This is a genomic window from Vibrio sp. 10N.247.311.51 (assembly GCF_041467855.1).
Taxonomy (GTDB): domain Bacteria; phylum Pseudomonadota; class Gammaproteobacteria; order Enterobacterales; family Vibrionaceae; genus Vibrio; species Vibrio coralliirubri.
The window spans coordinates 63,955-79,547 of record NZ_JBFSVK010000027.1; the positions used below are offsets into that span (position 1 = coordinate 63,955).

The following is a 15,593-nucleotide window of genomic DNA, read 5'->3' on the forward strand; positions in this document are numbered from 1 at the left end:
AGCTATAAGGTAAAGAAGCATCAATCAGAGGTGATGTGCTGTATTCCGCTTAGAGGGGAAACATTAAGCGCTTCGCAGTATTGAATATACTCAACCACATCCAAACGCCTTTCACCTTGCTCCACCTTCCCAACAAAAGAGTGTGGCACCTCTAGCCTTTCGGCTAAATCGCGCATGGTTAAACCCTGCTCACTTCTTTGCTGCTTTAGCCAAGCGATCAGTTTTAGGTTTTGTGGGTTATTAAGGGACTTAAACATTGTCCCGATATTAGGTACAAGTTACGATGTACCCAATTTAGGAACAAACAAGAACAAAGAGGATGTATGTTTGAGTATTTATCTCTTGAAGCGGTTGGAAGCTGGATCGTCTTTTTTGGCTATCTATATAGCCATATCCAACAGTCAAATAACTTTCAGGGAAGTAGCCGAAACTATGAAATAGCTTTGATGATATCGAGCTTAGTAGGCTCAATAGCGTTGCTTTATTTACTATTTAACTTCTACCAGCACAGTAATTGGTACTCCCCTGTCATACTGTTTTTCGTTGGCTCCTTTCTAAGCGTAACAATATTTGCCCTTTGGGAAAGGATTTGCGGAACTCTTGTTATGAGTATTAGTGCCTTTATATTTTGGCCTGCTGGAGCTTACTTCTTTTACCGAGCATCCGAGAGCCTATAATTCAATCACGCTGAGGATTAGTTAGGATCTGGAAGGTAGTCGCCAGCCTCGATTACCTTAACCTCAGCTAACCTAAACATTACTAAACATCCAACCTTTAGATTACTTAAGATCTGACATCCTTCCCATTACTTACCTTGGCCTCACTTAACATTGGCTGACCTTATCAATACTTAGCATCTGCGGTGCTTTGAGTTCCTTGAGTTTCGCAGCCTTGAAGAAGCAAAGTCTTTTGTTTGTTTAGGACGGTAACCCTTGCCTCTAGGCTTAGCTAGATAGCTGATGTGGTAACTAGCTGCGTCTATTGCTTCAAAATCACCCCGTTCAAGCCTGTGATAAGCCGTACCGCTATGATGCCCACCAGCATCATCGACAAACACCGAGCCATGATACTCCCAAATTTCCCTAACCCATTCTGCTAATCGGTGGTAATAATTAACCTTGCTGCCATTGAGAATCAAAACAAAATGGTAATGCTGACTCTTGGCTTTTTCCTGTTCTCTCGCCCAAGCAAAGCCAAACTCACTTTGATAATGTCGTTCAACTCGTTTTCTAAGCCTCCGATTAAAATCTGTAATTAATTTGTTGTCGTCAGTGAGGTACGGCAAGTGAAGATCAAATCGCCATACAAACACCTTTCTATGACGGCAAAGCATTTCATCTAGCTCACCAAGTATTGCTCTGAGTATGTCCGTTCTCAAACCGCTTTTAGTTGGGTTGACCGACCAAATTTTTCCTTGATACTCGAACCATTTTTGTTTTGATACATAGGGCATAGATAGGACTATTAAAAAAGATAGATATTATTAATTACCTAGCAGCTAGTTAGTTGTTACTAACCCCCTGCGATATATGTTACAAAGCAATTCCTGTGGAAAAGTTGTATTTTTTAGGGGTAAAAAACCTAGTAGTGTTGTTTATGGTTGTTCACCCCTTTATTTACTAGTCACAGAGGGTAAGCGGATACTTACTTAATTAGAGCCAGATACATTGCGACTCTTCCTTTAGCCAGTGGTGCTACACCTCGCTTGCTTCGAGCATCGTTAACGATGATAACCAGCGCCAAAACATCCTCTTTGGTTTGTGGAGAGTACTGTGTAAAAATAACCGTTGTTTCATATCTGGTTGTATGGCGATATGGCTCCCTGCGAAACTTCACTCCTCGATTGTTAAACAAGTCGCTTATATCACTGTTCAAACAGGTTGTGCCAAAGGCTCGCAAAGCATCTAATGCCCACAAGCCCTCAGAACCTCTTTCAAGAAGCTCCATTGCGCACATTTCATACTTGTATGGTGCTCGTTTATCTTGCTGTGCTATGCTGCCAGTGTCGGTTTTGGCGCTGCTTAGTTTATTCTGGGTGGCGCTTATACTTTTCATAATGCCTCCCCTTTATGCTGCTTCTGGCTGCCACTCACCACGAACAAATTGCTCATGGAGATCGGCACGATAGCGAACACAGCGTGGAGTTAGGCGCTGGCCTTTCGGGTAGCGGCCTTGCTTCTCTGCGTTATAGAGCCATGTACGGCCTACGCCTAATGACTCACAAACTTGCTTGGTGGTAAGGAAACGTTGACTGGAACTGAACATATTGAACCCCTTTAGTTGCTCTTTAACTTTCAGGGTTCAGCTTGCTTGTTTGTATTACCGTTAGGTGGAAGTAGCTAGGTCAGGGATTTTTTTATCACTAGCTCGTAAGCCAGGTTTCGCTTGCTCTTAACCTTGGGCTGAAAATCTTTTCCCTCTTCTGAAAACCAGTTTCTAATCGTTTTTTCTGTCGGTGCTTTTTTACCATTTAGAACAAACGCAGCATTTATTTTGTTAGCTAAACTCGCTGACGTGGCCTGTGGGTGCTTTTCCCAAGTATCCTTGGCAATTTCAATACATTTTTGACGATACTGATTAGCATTGTGCCGCCCACTATCACGCTGTTTTTCGGATAGCCTAACTCTCTTTACCGCCAAAGCGACTGAAGGCGCTAAATAATCTACCGCGCAATCAGCTCCAGCCTTCATAAACAATGCGGAAATTGCTTGAAAGCAAGCTTCTACGGCTTCAAGTTGTGGATCGCTCAACCCAATCTTAGGCAACTCATGTTGAATAATTCGACAAGCTTCCATTGCCTCTGGGCTGTTCAAAGTGAACTCAGCCAAATCAATTTCAGCAGCATTAGAAACAAGCTCGCTCAATATTTCATTAACTAGATATTGTTCATCGATCTCTAGCATTACTTACTCCCTCCAAAGCTCACCACGTTGCTAGCCTGCTCACCGCGCTCTAATAGCTTCTCAATGTGTGAACACCAAATTCTGAGTAAGTTAGCTTTACGCTTCATTGCGCTAGAGTTGTTATAGTTCCCCTCAATCCTTGGTAACGCATGACCGAGCATCATTTCAATGGCGTAGTTGTCTGTTTGAAGCTCATTGAGTGCGGTGCTGAAAGTGTGCCTTAGGTGGTGGAATCGAAAGAATTTAGGGTGTTCTTTGAGTGGTTTTTTAGCCTGCTTATACTGATTAGCCTCATCATCACTAATCCAACCAATACGCTGTGACAGCTTCCCACCCCATGCGCTAACCGCTGGCGCTTGCTTTAGTTCACCAAGCAGATAACCGTCTGGGTTATTGGTAGCTAGGCTCTCAATAAGTGGATAGATAAACTCAGGAATAGGACGCACAATATCGCCAGTTCCACCAGCTTGTTGTGCTTTCTCTTTGACCTTGTTGTGTTCTGCTGGGCAAGTCCAAACCCTGCGCTTTAAATCCCACTCACTAGACTTAGATAGCCTCACCTCTTGAGTTCTTGCTCCCATGACTAACAAGATTTGTAGCAAGTTTTGATAATACGGAACCATCTTGCCGTTAAAACTGAACTCAACTAGATCACGCAACTCATCCCATTCAATATTTCCCTCTCCATCTGGCACTTCTACCGCTGCTCTGCTCGATTTCTTCTGCTTGGCTGCGCCTATGTCGTCAAAGTCGATATCAAAAACATCGACATCAAGTTTGTGACCCTGTTTCTTTAGGAAACGCAAAGCCTGCTTAAGATTATTGAGTGTGTAACCGCGAGCCACCGCCCACTTATCATCAGAGCGATGTAAGCAACGAATCCACATCGGTTTAGTGATTTGCTCTAAAGGAAGATCAGCAAGGATGGGAAGTATGTATTTACGGAACTGGGCGAAATGCTTCTCTGCGTTAACTCGTTTTCTTGCGTTGAAGTCACTTAACCAAAGCGTTAGCCCCTGCTTAACTGTCAAAGGTTTTAAGGTGTCTTGCTTTTGAATAGCTAGCTCGTTCTTAGGATCTTTACCTGCGGCTAGCCATTTTCGGCACTCATCTCTTAAGACTGTAGCTTGAGACAGGCTAATCTCTGGATACTTGCCTAGCGTTAATGCTTTGGGGCTGGTGGTTCTGTCTCCTAAGCGATAGCGATACAGCCAAAGCAAGTTATTATCAGGTCTAACACTTCCAGATTGACGCTGTGATGGTGATACTCGAATACTTAAACCCATTCCAACGCTATGAGATTCTTGTTTGCTTAAATCAACTCTCAGGAGCTTTTTTAGTTTTGTGTCTGTGAGTGAGGTTTTCTTTGTCATATTCCTATCCAGTTACACGCATAGTTACACACAAAGGATAGTCTAACCTAGAACAACAAAGAACAAAAGGGAACGAAAATTAAGGGCAAACCCTTATATAACAAGGATATTAAAGGAAAATGGGAACATCTAAAAAGTTCAAAAAACAATGAATTAACTGATACGGCATGAACTAATCGTTCTTTCGTAATTTATTGAATTGAAAGCCAAGCTCATTTTTGAGTTTGGCTTTTTTTTGGCTTGTCGAACCGTGATAGGTGGCTGATTACTCTCCTGTGCGACAACAGCGCCCTTTGTCGACATTTGCGGAATCCAAGGCTGCCAGAATAGAACAATGGCTTGCATCGTCGTCCACGTGGCCGCAACACGCATCATTAATCTTCTTAAGTGCGGTGCGAATCTTAGTTAACTCAGTGATCTTCTCATCAATCATCTCTAATTTTGCTGAGGTAATCGACTTCACTTCAGCGCAACTGTGCTGTGTGGCCTCGAGGCGAATCTCAAGCAATTCTTTAATCTCGTCCAAACTCAGCCCCAACGCTTTAGATTTGAGAATAAACGTCACCTGTTTCTGATTATTTTCATCATATAGGCGATAACCCGATTCACTGCGACTGGCTGGCGCGATCAGGCTATTCTTCTCATAAAATCGCAAGGTATCGGCTGTCACACCGCATCGCTTCGCTAATTCACCGATCTGAAACATGTTTTTTCCTACTGTTTCGTCCATTCCACAATTAACCTTATCGTTACTTTTCAGGCTGAAATGGCACTTTTCATAATTAATTTTGAGATGCCAAACGATTGCGCGAGCTTTTTTGTAATAAATTAGTTAGAATCTGCGCCATCAAATTTGGAGTTGGTTATCTTATAGCTTAATCATAAGACTAACCCAAAAGGTCTTTACCAAAACTGGCCAATATTTTATCTCTTACTGGTATCTAAGATAATCCACGCTAAGAAGATAGAAACAAGTTCTTTTTTGGCAAATATCTTTATTTTAACCCCATGAATTTGAGGAAGATGGAAGCATGAATAACGCTCGTCCAATTCGCCGCGCTCTAATCAGCGTATCAGACAAAACTGGTATCGTTGAATTTGCACAAGCTCTTGCTAACCGTGGTGTAGATATCCTATCTACCGGTGGCACTGCTCGCCTGCTTGCTGAAAAAGGCATCTCTGTTACAGAAGTATCTGACTACACTGGTTTCCCAGAAATGATGGATGGCCGTGTTAAGACTCTGCACCCAAAAGTTCATGGTGGTGTTCTAGGCCGTCGTGGCCAAGATGATGACGTGATGGAAACTCACGGTATCAACCCTATCGATATGGTTGTTGTAAACCTATACCCATTCGCAGAAACCGTTGCTAAAGAAGGTTGTACCCTTGCTGACGCTGTTGAGAACATCGACATCGGCGGTCCAACAATGGTTCGCTCTGCAGCGAAAAACCACAAAGACGTGACTATCGTTGTTAACGCACACGACTACGAGCGCGTTGTCGCTGAAATGGACGCGAACGAGAAATCTCTAACACTAGAGACTCGCTTCGACCTCGCTATCGCAGCATTCGAGCACACCGCTTCTTACGACGGCATGATTGCAAACTACTTCGGCACTATGGTTCCATCATACGGTGAGAACAAAGAAGGTGACGAAGAGTCTAAATTCCCTCGCACATTCAACCAACAGTTCGAGAAAAAACAAGACATGCGCTACGGTGAGAACAGCCACCAAGCAGCCGCATTCTACGTTGAAGCAAACCCTGAAGAAGCATCAGTTTCTACAGCTCGCCAAATTCAAGGTAAAGCCCTTTCTTACAACAACATCGCTGACACAGACGCAGCACTTGAATGTGTGAAAGAGTTCGCCCAACCAGCATGTGTGATCGTTAAGCACGCTAACCCGTGTGGTGTAGCACTAGGTGAAGACATCCTAGAAGCTTACGACCGTGCATTCAAAACAGACCCAACGTCTGCATTTGGTGGCATCATCGCTTTCAACCGTGAGCTAGACGCTGCAACAGCAACGGCTATCACTGAGCGTCAATTCGTTGAAGTTATCATTGCACCATCAGTTTCTGCTGAAGCAGTAGAAATCGTAGCGGCTAAGAAAAACCTTCGTCTACTTGAGTGTGGTGAATGGACAACGAAGACAACTGGCTTTGACGTTAAACGCGTTAACGGTGGTTTGCTAGTTCAAGACCGCGACCAAGGCATGGTATCTGAAGATGACCTGAAAGTGGTTTCTAAGCGCCAGCCAACAGCTGAAGAATTGAAAGATGCTCTATTCTGCTGGAAAGTAGCGAAATACGTTAAATCTAACGCTATCGTTTACTCGAAAGGCGACATGACAATTGGTGTTGGCGCTGGCCAAATGAGCCGCGTTTACTCTGCGAAAATCGCAGGCATCAAAGCTGCAGACGAAGGTCTACAGGTTGAAGGTTGTGTAATGGCATCTGATGCGTTCTTCCCATTCCGTGACGGTATCGACGCGGCAGCAGAAGCTGGCATCAAGTGTGTTATCCAACCGGGTGGTTCTATGCGTGATGACGAAGTTATCGCAGCAGCAGACGAACACGGCATGGCGATGATCTTTACGGGCATGCGTCACTTCCGCCACTAATTTCCTCTTCGTATTTGGCACTGTGGCGTCGTTAGCTGCTTTCGCCCACCCCGGTCACATAGCGGACTATGCTCCCGGGGATGGGCTCAATTGCTGCCTAGCCACATCACCAACTACTTTGAGCAAGACTTATAACTTTGTTTTTTTAAATATTTAGATATTTGAGATTAAGGATTTTACAATGCGAGTTTTAATCATCGGTGCTGGCGGTAGAGAACATGCTTTGGGTTGGAAAGCGGCACAAAACCCAAACGTTGGAACAGTATTCATTGCTCCAGGTAACGCAGGTACTGCACTTGAGCCGAAACTAGAGAACGTAAACATCGGCGTTGAAGACATCGCTGGTTTAGTGGCGTTTGCTCAAGAGAAAAAAATCGAACTGACTATCGTTGGCCCTGAAGCGCCATTAGTTATTGGTGTAGTTGACGCATTCCGCGAAGTAGGTCTTCCTATCTTTGGTCCAACTCAAGCTGCAGCACAGCTTGAAGGTTCGAAAGCATTCACTAAAGATTTCCTAGCTCGTCATGACATCCCAACGGGTTACTACGCAAACTTCACTGAGATTGAGCCAGCTATCGCTTACGTGCGTGAGCAAGGCGCTCCAATCGTAGTAAAAGCTGACGGTCTTGCGGCGGGTAAAGGCGTTATCGTTGCGATGACCCTTGAAGAAGCTGAAGACGCAATCAAAGATATGCTAGCGGGCAACGCATTTGGCGAAGCTGGCAGCCGCGTGGTTATCGAAGAATTCCTTGAAGGCGAAGAAGCAAGCTTCATCGTAATGGTTGACGGTTCTAGCGTTCTTCCTATGGCCACCAGCCAAGATCACAAACGTGTTGGCGACAAAGACACGGGTCCTAATACTGGTGGCATGGGTGCTTACTCTCCAGCTCCAGTTGTGACGCCTGAAATCCACAACCGTATCCTTGAGGAAGTTATCTACCCAACGGTACGTGGTATGGACGCAGAAGGCGCACCTTACACTGGTTTCCTTTATGCTGGCCTAATGATCGATGCTGATGGCACACCTAAGGTTATCGAATACAACTGCCGCTTCGGCGATCCAGAAACGCAACCTATCATGATGCGTATGGAGTCAGACCTTGTTGAGCTTTGCCTAATGGCTATCGACGAGAAACTAGACGAAGCAGAATCAAAGTGGGATCCACGCGCTTCTATCGGTGTTGTTCTTGCGGCAGGCGGCTACCCTGCTGACTACGCAAAAGGTGACGTTATTTCACTACCAACAAGCGAAGTTGAAGGCCAAAAGGTTTTCCACGCGGGTACGACTAATAACGAAGCTGGCGATGTGGTGACAAACGGTGGTCGTGTACTTTGTGCAACGGCACTGGGTAACACGGTTTCTGAAGCTCAAGAGCGTGCTTACGCGTTGACGAAGCAAGTTAGCTGGAATGGTATGTTCCACCGCAATGACATTGGTTACCGTGCGATTGCGCGCGAGCAAGAGCAGTAATCAATCTGGTTACTCGCTTACTTTCCATAACAGTAAGCAAATAACAGCAAAAGGCGTCTCGATAGGCGCCTTTTTTATTACTCAATCTTTCTAGGAATCTGCGCCTGTACAGACAAATCAGCACTTGGCCTACAGTAGGCCAAATACTCTCAATTCTTTGATTACTCGCTATTCTTTCAACAATGATGGCCTAACGACACAATCATGGCTGTCTTCAGCCAGCATCAGTAACTCTTCCACGCTCATCTTACCCAGTGAATCACTGCCAAGAAATGCCGCATAGCTTTCCACAGATGCCAATCGGTCGATCACGAAGCTTGGTAAGGTCTGGTTAAATTCAATACGATCAAATTCTCCACCAGCGCACGTCTTAAAAGAACTGCCATCCCAGTAACCCTGAACCAGTCTGAGCCCTTCGTCATTCTGCTTCATCGTAGTCTCTAGAACCGACTTAGCTTCTTTCTGGTAGTTTTCGAGTTGCTTAGCTTGGATAGGTAAGATTTTGCTATCAATACGATACTGTTGATACACAGCTTCGCCTGACTTATTGAAACGAACATGGACACGATAAGGAACCAGCTCATTAGAAGAGTTACGCTGCTCGCCTTCACGAATGAATTCGCGAAGCACGCCTTCTGACCAAGCATAGTCAGTTTGGTACCAGCCGTAATCGCCGACAGTGACGTAGTCAGCTGAAGTATGAGGTTGTGTTAGCTTGTTTGTAACCCAGTAGAAACTTGTCGCGTCGCCCATGACTTGGCCGCCGGTATGAGTTTCAAATTGCTCTAGGTTTTTGCGAGGGCTTGTTGAAGAACAGCCAATGAGAAATGTAGATAATAGTGAAACTAGAAGAAATGCTTTTTTCATAAAAACCTGTACCGAGGTGGAATACGACTACCTCGGTACAGTTTAGATTATTTCACTGAATCTTTCAGCGCTTTACCTGCAACAAATGCTGGAACATTTGCAGCAGCGATTTGGATCTCATCACCAGTTTTTGGGTTACGACCAGTGCGAGCTGCACGGTGGTTTACTTTAAAAGTACCAAAACCAATTAGCTGAACTTGATCGCCATCTTTAAGAGCATCTGTAACACCGCCAAGAGTCGCTTCTAGAGCAGCTTTAGCTTGTGCTTTAGAAAGGTCCGCTTTTTCAGCAATAAAGTCGATTAATTGAGTCTTGTTCATTTTAGGTTTCCCTTCTTTGTATTTTTGAATTCAATTCACTCTAAAACATAAATGCCCCATCTGGCAAAGGTTTGTCGTCGATCTTTAGCTCTAATGCCGTAGTTTTAGCCATAATATGAGTAATAACTCACAATTTGTTACTGATTTTATTAAGCAAGCCCTTGTTTAAAAGGGGCTGAGAGCAAAATTAATGATGACCTAGCCACTACTTTTTCACTATAATCCACGCTGAATCGCTGCTAAAGCGTACAATTTAATTTAAGGGCAAACATGCTGCTGCTAACTATTTACGTCTCCATTGCTATTGGAGTTTCTTTCATTTGTTCTGTTTTGGAAGCTGTACTTTTGAGTATTAGTCCGAGCTACATTGCTCAACTAAAACAAAATGGGCACCCTGCAGCAGAGTCTTTAGACAAACTGAAAACAGATATTGACCGCCCGCTTGCGTCAATTTTAACGCTCAACACCATCGCGCATACTATCGGTGCTGCCACTGCGGGTGCACAAGCGGCTGTCGTTTTTGGTAGCCAATGGTTAGGTGTTTTCTCTGCCGTGCTAACGCTAGGTATCTTGGTGTTGTCTGAGATTGTTCCAAAGACCATTGGTGCAACCTACTGGCGTCAACTTGCTCCTGCTTCGGCAAGCGTGCTGCGCTGGATGGTGTTCTTCCTAACACCGTTTGTCTGGTTCTCAGAACAGATCACCAAACGTCTTGCTCGTGGCCACCAAGCACCAAAAATGCGTGATGAGCTATCTGCAATGGCAATTTTGGCAAAAGAGAGCGGCGAGTTTGCAGAAGGCGAATCAAAAATCCTGAGCAACCTACTGGGTATTCAAGATGTACCCGTGACTCAGGTAATGACGCCGCGCCCAGTGGTATTCCGTGTTGATGCGGAAATGAGTGTCAATACGTTCCTAGAGCAACATAAAGACACGCCATTCTCACGTCCGCTGGTTTACAGCGAGCAGAGTGACAACATCATCGGTTTTGTTCACCGCCTAGAGCTGTTTAGATTGCAGCAAGCGGGTTGTGGTGAGAAAGCTCTGGGTGAAGTAATGCGCCCTATCCACGTGTTGCTGAACAACATGGGCTTGGCTAAGGCCTTTGACCAGATGATGGCAAACCGCCTGCAACTGTCTTTAGTTGTGGACGAATACGGCACTATTCAGGGCATCATCACCCTAGAAGACATCTTTGAGCACCTAGTGGGCGAAGAGATTGTCGACGAAGCGGATAAGACGACTGACATGCAAGAACTGGCGTTCCAACGCTGGGAGAAGTGGAAAGAGACACACGGTGTTATCGAAAACCGCGATGACGAGGACGAGCTAGAGGAAGAAACTCCAGCAGACAACGACTCTTCAGATGCAAAATCAACGAATGACGACGACGCATCAAAAGACAAAGTGCAGAACGAAGACAAAAAAGACGCTTAATCTAAATTTGATACCGTCAGATACAACAAAGGCTCCCTAGGGAGCCTTTGTTTTTAGTCGTACCTTGGTGCAATTGCGAATTATAGCGCAACACCAATGTTACTGACTGGGTCTTCACGCAGTTCGTGACGTAGGTCTTTGATCAGCTCTAAGTCACGCTCAGTCGTTTCACGTAGAGGTCGGAAAATGGCCCACTGAACGTCCCACTCTTCACATACCGCTTCGTTTTCTTTCTGGTTTTCGTTCGTCACTTCTTCAGCGCCTTGAGCAAACTCAAGCTCAGCAACCGTCTTCACCGATTGTTGACTCACTTTAATTACCGCTTCCAACATATGTTCACGGTCAAGCAGGCCATGAATTAGCGTTGCTAGGCCTTGGCATGCGTCCATTGCAGGGTAAACACCATAAAAATCAAAATCATCACCGCTAGGGAATAGCTCTTCAACCTTCTCAAGTTGACGCTCAAAGTTCACCTTTGCTGTTTTAACCGTCAGGATTTCCCAAATGCTATCCAAAACATCACGATAGATTCGAGCTTCCGCAAATTCTGTATTCTCACAAAACATGGCATAGTTAGGGTACATACGCTCACATAGACACGCCATAAAGGTAATTTGTTGCCAAGGTTCTAACTTTTCAAGACGAACCTGCAGTGGATTCTGAAGCATAGTCACTCAATAATTGCAGAAAAAAGACAGCGAAAGTGTACTTGATAAACCCTGGGGGGAAAAGGTAAGCCGATGAACAATTTTACGAATAAGCTCTATATTCTTACTGAGCATGACGATACCTATACGCAACTGATTCTAAACCAGGATTTACCCGACCTAGAAATCACTCAAAACCCCGAATCAGCACAGATTGTCTTGGCGTCACCACCTCTAATCGCAGAACGCCTCAGCGAGTTTAAAGAGCTAGACTGGGTACAGAGTACCTATGCTGGAATCAATAAACTCACTCAGCCAGATCTGCGTCAGGACTATACGCTAACCAACGTCAAAGGCATCTTTGGCCCGGCTATCGCAGAATACGTATTGGGTTACACAATCAGTCACTGTAGACACTTCCCTCATTACCACCAGCATCAACAACAACGAAACTGGCAGCCACAGCTTTATACTAGCCTAACTGACAAAACTATGGTGATTTTAGGAACAGGTTCAATCGGCAGTCATTTGGCAAAAACCGCGGCGGCTTTTGGTATTCATACCATAGGTGTCAACCGTACGGGTATCCCATCCAAACAAGAAACCTTTAAAGAGACTTTCCACATCAATGAGATAGAGGCTGCCCTTAAGCAGGCCGATATTGTGGTCAACACCTTGCCATCAACAGCTGAAACCTATCAGCTGTTGAACCAAACCACGTTAGGTTACTGCTCTAATGTGTTGCTGTTTAATGTCGGTCGAGGGGAAAGCATCGACAATAAAGCCTTGTTGCTCGCCATAAAAAACAGATGGGTAGAACACGCATTTTTAGATGTGTTTGAAAGTGAACCGCTCTCGCAAGAACACCCTTTCTGGAAACTACCGCAAGTTACCATCACTCCGCACATCGCTGCACTCAGTGAGCCAAGACAAGTGGTCGAGATCTTCGCAGAGAATTACCAACAATGGCGAGATGGCTTTACACTTAATCATGTCATCGATTTTGATAAAGGTTACTGATGTCCTCTTCGTTACTTAAAGAGATTCGACAATGCCGAGCTTGTGAACCTCACCTATCACACGGTGCCAACCCAGTGATTCAAGCACACCCAAATGCGCGTTTGCTGATCATAGGTCAAGCGCCGGGTATCAAGGTGCATGAGTCGTCGATCCCTTGGAATGACGCCAGTGGCGAACGATTAAGAGACTGGTTAGGGATAGACAGCGATACTTTTTACGACGAGCATAAAGTCGCGATTGTGCCTATGGGGTTTTGTTATCCGGGAAAAGGAAAGAGTGGCGATCTGCCACCACGCAAAGAATGCGCAGAGCTCTGGCACAAAAAAGTACTGCAGTCATTGCCCAACATTCAAATGACACTATTGATTGGTCAATATGCGCAAAACTATTATTTAAAGGAAAGAACCACCAAAACGCTGACAGAAACAGTCAAAAACTGGCAGGCTTGGGCGCCTGAATTTTTGCCATTACCTCACCCTTCGCCACGCAATAATATCTGGCTAAAGAAGAACCCTTGGTTTGAAAGCGAAGTCATTCCCTATATCAGGAAACACATCTCAGAGCATTTGGCCTACCATGATCCAAATGCCTAATTAACTGCACACAACAAGATTAAAGCGCGATCAAATACCAATTTCAGGCAATAAAAAAGCGCTGTTGGTTTCCCAACAGCGCTTTCAATCATCTTACTCAGAGTTACTTGTGGTAAGGCTTAGACAATTCGTGAACAGCGTCAACGAATACACCAGCGTTCTCTGGCGGTACATCTAAGTGGATACCGTGGCCTAGGTTAAATACATGACCTGTACCACCGTCGCCGAAGCCTTCTAGGATGCTGCCTACTTCTTCGCGAATACGTTCAGGCTGAGCGTAAAGCATTGAAGGATCCATGTTACCTTGCAGAGCAACTTTGTCGCCGATGCGAGCTTTTGCATCTGCGATGTTGATTGTCCAGTCTAGACCAACCGCATCACAACCTGTTGCTGCGATAGACTCAAGCCACATGCCACCGTTCTTAGTGAACAAAGTAACCGGTACACGACGACCTTCGTTTTCACGGATTAAGCCATCAACGATTTTGTGCATGTATTGCAGTGAGAATAGGTTGTAGTCACGAGGAGTCAGTACACCACCCCATGTATCAAATACCATTACTGATTGAGCACCCGCTTTAATTTGCGCGTTCAGGTATTCGATAACACTGTCAGCCAGCTTGTCTAGAAGCAGGTGCAGCGTTTGTGGTTCTGCGTACATCATCTTTTTGATCTTAGTGAATGCTTTAGAGCTCCCACCTTCAACCATGTATGTCGCTAGAGTCCATGGGCTACCAGAGAAACCAATCAGCGGCACTTCGCCTTTCAGGTCTTTACGGATCTGACGAACGGCATTCATTACGTATTGAAGCTCACCTTCTGGATCGGGTAAGCCAATCTTCTCTACGTCAGCTTTACACGTGATAGGACGCTCAAACTTAGGACCTTCACCTGTTTCAAAGTACAAACCTAAGCCCATTGCATCAGGGATAGTTAGGATGTCTGAGAACAAGATTGCCGCATCAAGCGGGAAACGACGTAAAGGTTGAAGTGTTACTTCTGATGCCAGTTCCGCGTTTTTGCACAAAGACATGAAATCGCCCGCTTCAGCGCGCGTTGCTTTGTACTCAGGAAGATAGCGGCCAGCTTGGCGCATCATCCATACCGGTGTGTAATCAACAGGCTGTTTTAAAAGTGCGCGTAAATAGCGATCGTTTTTTAATTCGGTCATTCCGTTAAATTCCAATTCAATCTTGTCTAGTTTTGATGGCAAGTATTCTAACACTGATTGAAGGGTAAAAGCTGTGTGCTTTGCAACCTAGATCAAGTTATTAACTTTTAAATCAATGCTTAATTTGCACCCAATTACGGGAGCATGTTAAAAATTTGTTCGCTAGCGAAAATTACAATTATAACATCTGAGTAGTCACTACTCAGCATCTCATAACGACATCTTACTTACCCCCTCCACTTGTGGAGGGTTTTTTTTAGCTTTTGACTACCCATAGGCTAAATACTATCACAGGCCAATTAGTGCTCTAGCATCTGCTCCGTCACACCATCTTTCATCACGTCATCAACTGTTTTCTCAATCAACTGTCTCGCAATGGTCCCAACAGGAGCAACATCAGGCAGGCTTGTTACGTCAAACCATTGAGCATCCGATAGCTCGCTGTAGTCAGGCTTAAGCGTACCACCAGCATAATCTGCGAGAAAGCCCATCATCATACTCGATGGAAACGCCCATGGCTGGCTGCCAAAATAACGAATATTATCGACATCGATACCCGTTTCTTCTTTGACTTCTCTTGCCACACACTGCTCTAAGGCCTCTCCAACCTCTAGGAAGCCCGCTATCACGGTATACATACCTGTTTTATGTCTTGGGTGCTGCGCAAGCAATATCTTGTTGTCGTTTCGTACAGCGACAATGATGCACGGGAAGATACGAGGATAATGAAGCGTGCGGCAATCTCCACACTGCATCGCCACCTGGTTATGATTGAGATGATTTCGACCACCACACTGAGGGCAAAAACGCATACTTTGAGTCATATGCCCATATTGGATGGCTTTGCTTGCAGTCAAGAAACTCACTTCAGGCCAGTGCAGTAACTCTCTTAGGCTAACCATGCTCAGCTCATTCTCCACATCACAATCGTTGAGCCAATACACCTTGCGACCTTGATGCTGGCCAATACAGATTGCATGCTCCACACTCAGCCCTAGCTCTTCAGCAGAGCCAAACGGAAACTGATCATTATTAACCCAAATATCACTACCAGAAACGACGCACCAATAAGCTTGCTCTGTCATTTTGTTATCACTTTTTTTTAACATCCCTATGCCTCATTGCTTGCAGTTCATTCATTTTACTGGCAATCTAATTTCATACTAG

The 15,593-nt window shown here is 44.9% G+C and carries 17 protein-coding genes; 5 read left to right on the forward strand and 12 right to left on the reverse strand.

The window, feature by feature from the left end; all coding sequences use genetic code 11:
* Positions 1 to 20: 20 nt before the first annotated feature.
* The 7 genes from AB6E85_RS20365 to zntR all read right to left on the reverse strand — a co-directional run bounded on the left by AB6E85_RS20365 (position 21) and on the right by zntR (position 4,982).
* Positions 21 to 257 (reverse strand): helix-turn-helix domain-containing protein, encoded by a 237-nt coding sequence (locus tag AB6E85_RS20365; protein ID WP_372143951.1) that lies wholly within the window; start codon positions 255 to 257, stop codon positions 21 to 23.
* A 593-nt stretch (positions 258 to 850) separates the two neighbouring features.
* Positions 851 to 1,453: an inovirus-type Gp2 protein gene (locus AB6E85_RS20370; protein WP_372143953.1), complete on the reverse strand. Its 603-nt coding sequence runs from the start codon at positions 1,451 to 1,453 to the stop codon at positions 851 to 853.
* Positions 1,454 to 1,644: 191 nt separating this feature from the next.
* Positions 1,645 to 2,055 (reverse strand): hypothetical protein, encoded by a 411-nt coding sequence (locus tag AB6E85_RS20375; protein ID WP_372143955.1) that lies wholly within the window; start codon positions 2,053 to 2,055, stop codon positions 1,645 to 1,647.
* A gap of 12 nt (positions 2,056 to 2,067) precedes the next feature.
* Positions 2,068 to 2,265: an AlpA family transcriptional regulator gene (locus AB6E85_RS20380; protein ID WP_053309652.1), complete on the reverse strand. Its 198-nt coding sequence runs from the start codon at positions 2,263 to 2,265 to the stop codon at positions 2,068 to 2,070.
* A gap of 74 nt (positions 2,266 to 2,339) precedes the next feature.
* Entirely contained in the window at positions 2,340 to 2,903 is a 564-nt protein-coding gene (locus AB6E85_RS20385; protein WP_372143957.1) for a hypothetical protein, read from the reverse strand.
* Positions 2,903 to 4,276, reverse strand: coding sequence for a tyrosine-type recombinase/integrase (locus tag AB6E85_RS20390; RefSeq protein ID WP_372143959.1), 1,374 nt, complete (start codon positions 4,274 to 4,276; stop codon positions 2,903 to 2,905). The genes AB6E85_RS20385 and AB6E85_RS20390 overlap by 1 nt, the downstream gene beginning before the upstream one ends.
* Positions 4,277 to 4,541: 265 nt before the next feature.
* Complete coding sequence (zntR, locus tag AB6E85_RS20395; protein ID WP_050632412.1) at positions 4,542 to 4,982, reverse strand: Zn(2+)-responsive transcriptional regulator; 441 nt, start codon at positions 4,980 to 4,982, stop codon at positions 4,542 to 4,544.
* 325 nt (positions 4,983 to 5,307) lie between these two features.
* On the opposite strand from zntR, the gene purH reads away from it, so the two are divergent.
* Both purH and purD read left to right on the forward strand, forming a co-directional pair.
* Entirely contained in the window at positions 5,308 to 6,900 is a 1,593-nt protein-coding gene (purH, locus tag AB6E85_RS20400; protein WP_372143961.1) for a bifunctional phosphoribosylaminoimidazolecarboxamide formyltransferase/IMP cyclohydrolase, read from the forward strand.
* 181 nt (positions 6,901 to 7,081) lie between these two features.
* A complete protein-coding gene (purD, locus tag AB6E85_RS20405) occupies positions 7,082 to 8,371 on the forward strand; it encodes a phosphoribosylamine--glycine ligase (RefSeq protein ID WP_372143963.1) in 1,290 nt (429 codons plus the stop codon).
* Positions 8,372 to 8,539: 168 nt separating this feature from the next.
* Here the strand turns inward: purD and AB6E85_RS20410 are convergent, their stop codons facing one another.
* A complete protein-coding gene (locus tag AB6E85_RS20410; protein ID WP_048605466.1) occupies positions 8,540 to 9,238 on the reverse strand; it encodes a DUF1481 domain-containing protein in 699 nt (232 codons plus the stop codon).
* A gap of 47 nt (positions 9,239 to 9,285) precedes the next feature.
* Positions 9,286 to 9,558, reverse strand: a complete 273-nt coding sequence (gene hupA / locus AB6E85_RS20415) for a nucleoid-associated protein HU-alpha (protein WP_004729753.1) — start codon at positions 9,556 to 9,558, stop codon at positions 9,286 to 9,288.
* A gap of 270 nt (positions 9,559 to 9,828) precedes the next feature.
* Between hupA and AB6E85_RS20420 the strand changes: the two genes are divergently transcribed.
* On the forward strand, positions 9,829 to 10,995 hold the full coding sequence (locus AB6E85_RS20420) for a CNNM domain-containing protein (protein WP_372143965.1): 1,167 nt from the start codon (positions 9,829 to 9,831) through the stop codon (positions 10,993 to 10,995).
* An 80-nt stretch (positions 10,996 to 11,075) separates the two neighbouring features.
* Here the strand turns inward: AB6E85_RS20420 and AB6E85_RS20425 are convergent, their stop codons facing one another.
* The gene (locus AB6E85_RS20425) at positions 11,076 to 11,663 is read right to left on the reverse strand and encodes a YjaG family protein (RefSeq protein ID WP_017062699.1); all 588 of its coding nucleotides are present in this window, start codon (positions 11,661 to 11,663) and stop codon (positions 11,076 to 11,078) included.
* Between the two features lie 72 nt (positions 11,664 to 11,735).
* Here AB6E85_RS20425 and AB6E85_RS20430 point away from each other — a divergent pair, with 72 nt between their 5' ends.
* Together AB6E85_RS20430 and AB6E85_RS20435 are read left to right on the forward strand one after the other, a co-directional pair.
* Positions 11,736 to 12,662 carry a D-2-hydroxyacid dehydrogenase gene (locus AB6E85_RS20430; RefSeq protein WP_017068862.1) on the forward strand — a complete coding sequence of 309 codons (927 nt, stop codon included), beginning with the start codon at positions 11,736 to 11,738 and terminating at the stop codon, positions 12,660 to 12,662.
* Positions 12,662 to 13,255 (forward strand): uracil-DNA glycosylase family protein, encoded by a 594-nt coding sequence (locus tag AB6E85_RS20435; RefSeq protein WP_048659212.1) that lies wholly within the window; start codon positions 12,662 to 12,664, stop codon positions 13,253 to 13,255. The genes AB6E85_RS20430 and AB6E85_RS20435 overlap by 1 nt, the downstream gene beginning before the upstream one ends.
* Before the next feature lie 103 nt (positions 13,256 to 13,358).
* On the opposite strand, the gene hemE is transcribed toward AB6E85_RS20435, so the two are convergent.
* Both hemE and nudC read right to left on the reverse strand, forming a co-directional pair.
* On the reverse strand, positions 13,359 to 14,426 hold the full coding sequence (gene hemE / locus AB6E85_RS20440; protein WP_017060530.1) for a uroporphyrinogen decarboxylase: 1,068 nt from the start codon (positions 14,424 to 14,426) through the stop codon (positions 13,359 to 13,361).
* A 299-nt stretch (positions 14,427 to 14,725) separates the two neighbouring features.
* Positions 14,726 to 15,535: an NAD(+) diphosphatase gene (gene nudC, locus AB6E85_RS20445; RefSeq protein ID WP_372143968.1), complete on the reverse strand. Its 810-nt coding sequence runs from the start codon at positions 15,533 to 15,535 to the stop codon at positions 14,726 to 14,728.
* Positions 15,536 to 15,593 lie beyond the last annotated feature (58 nt).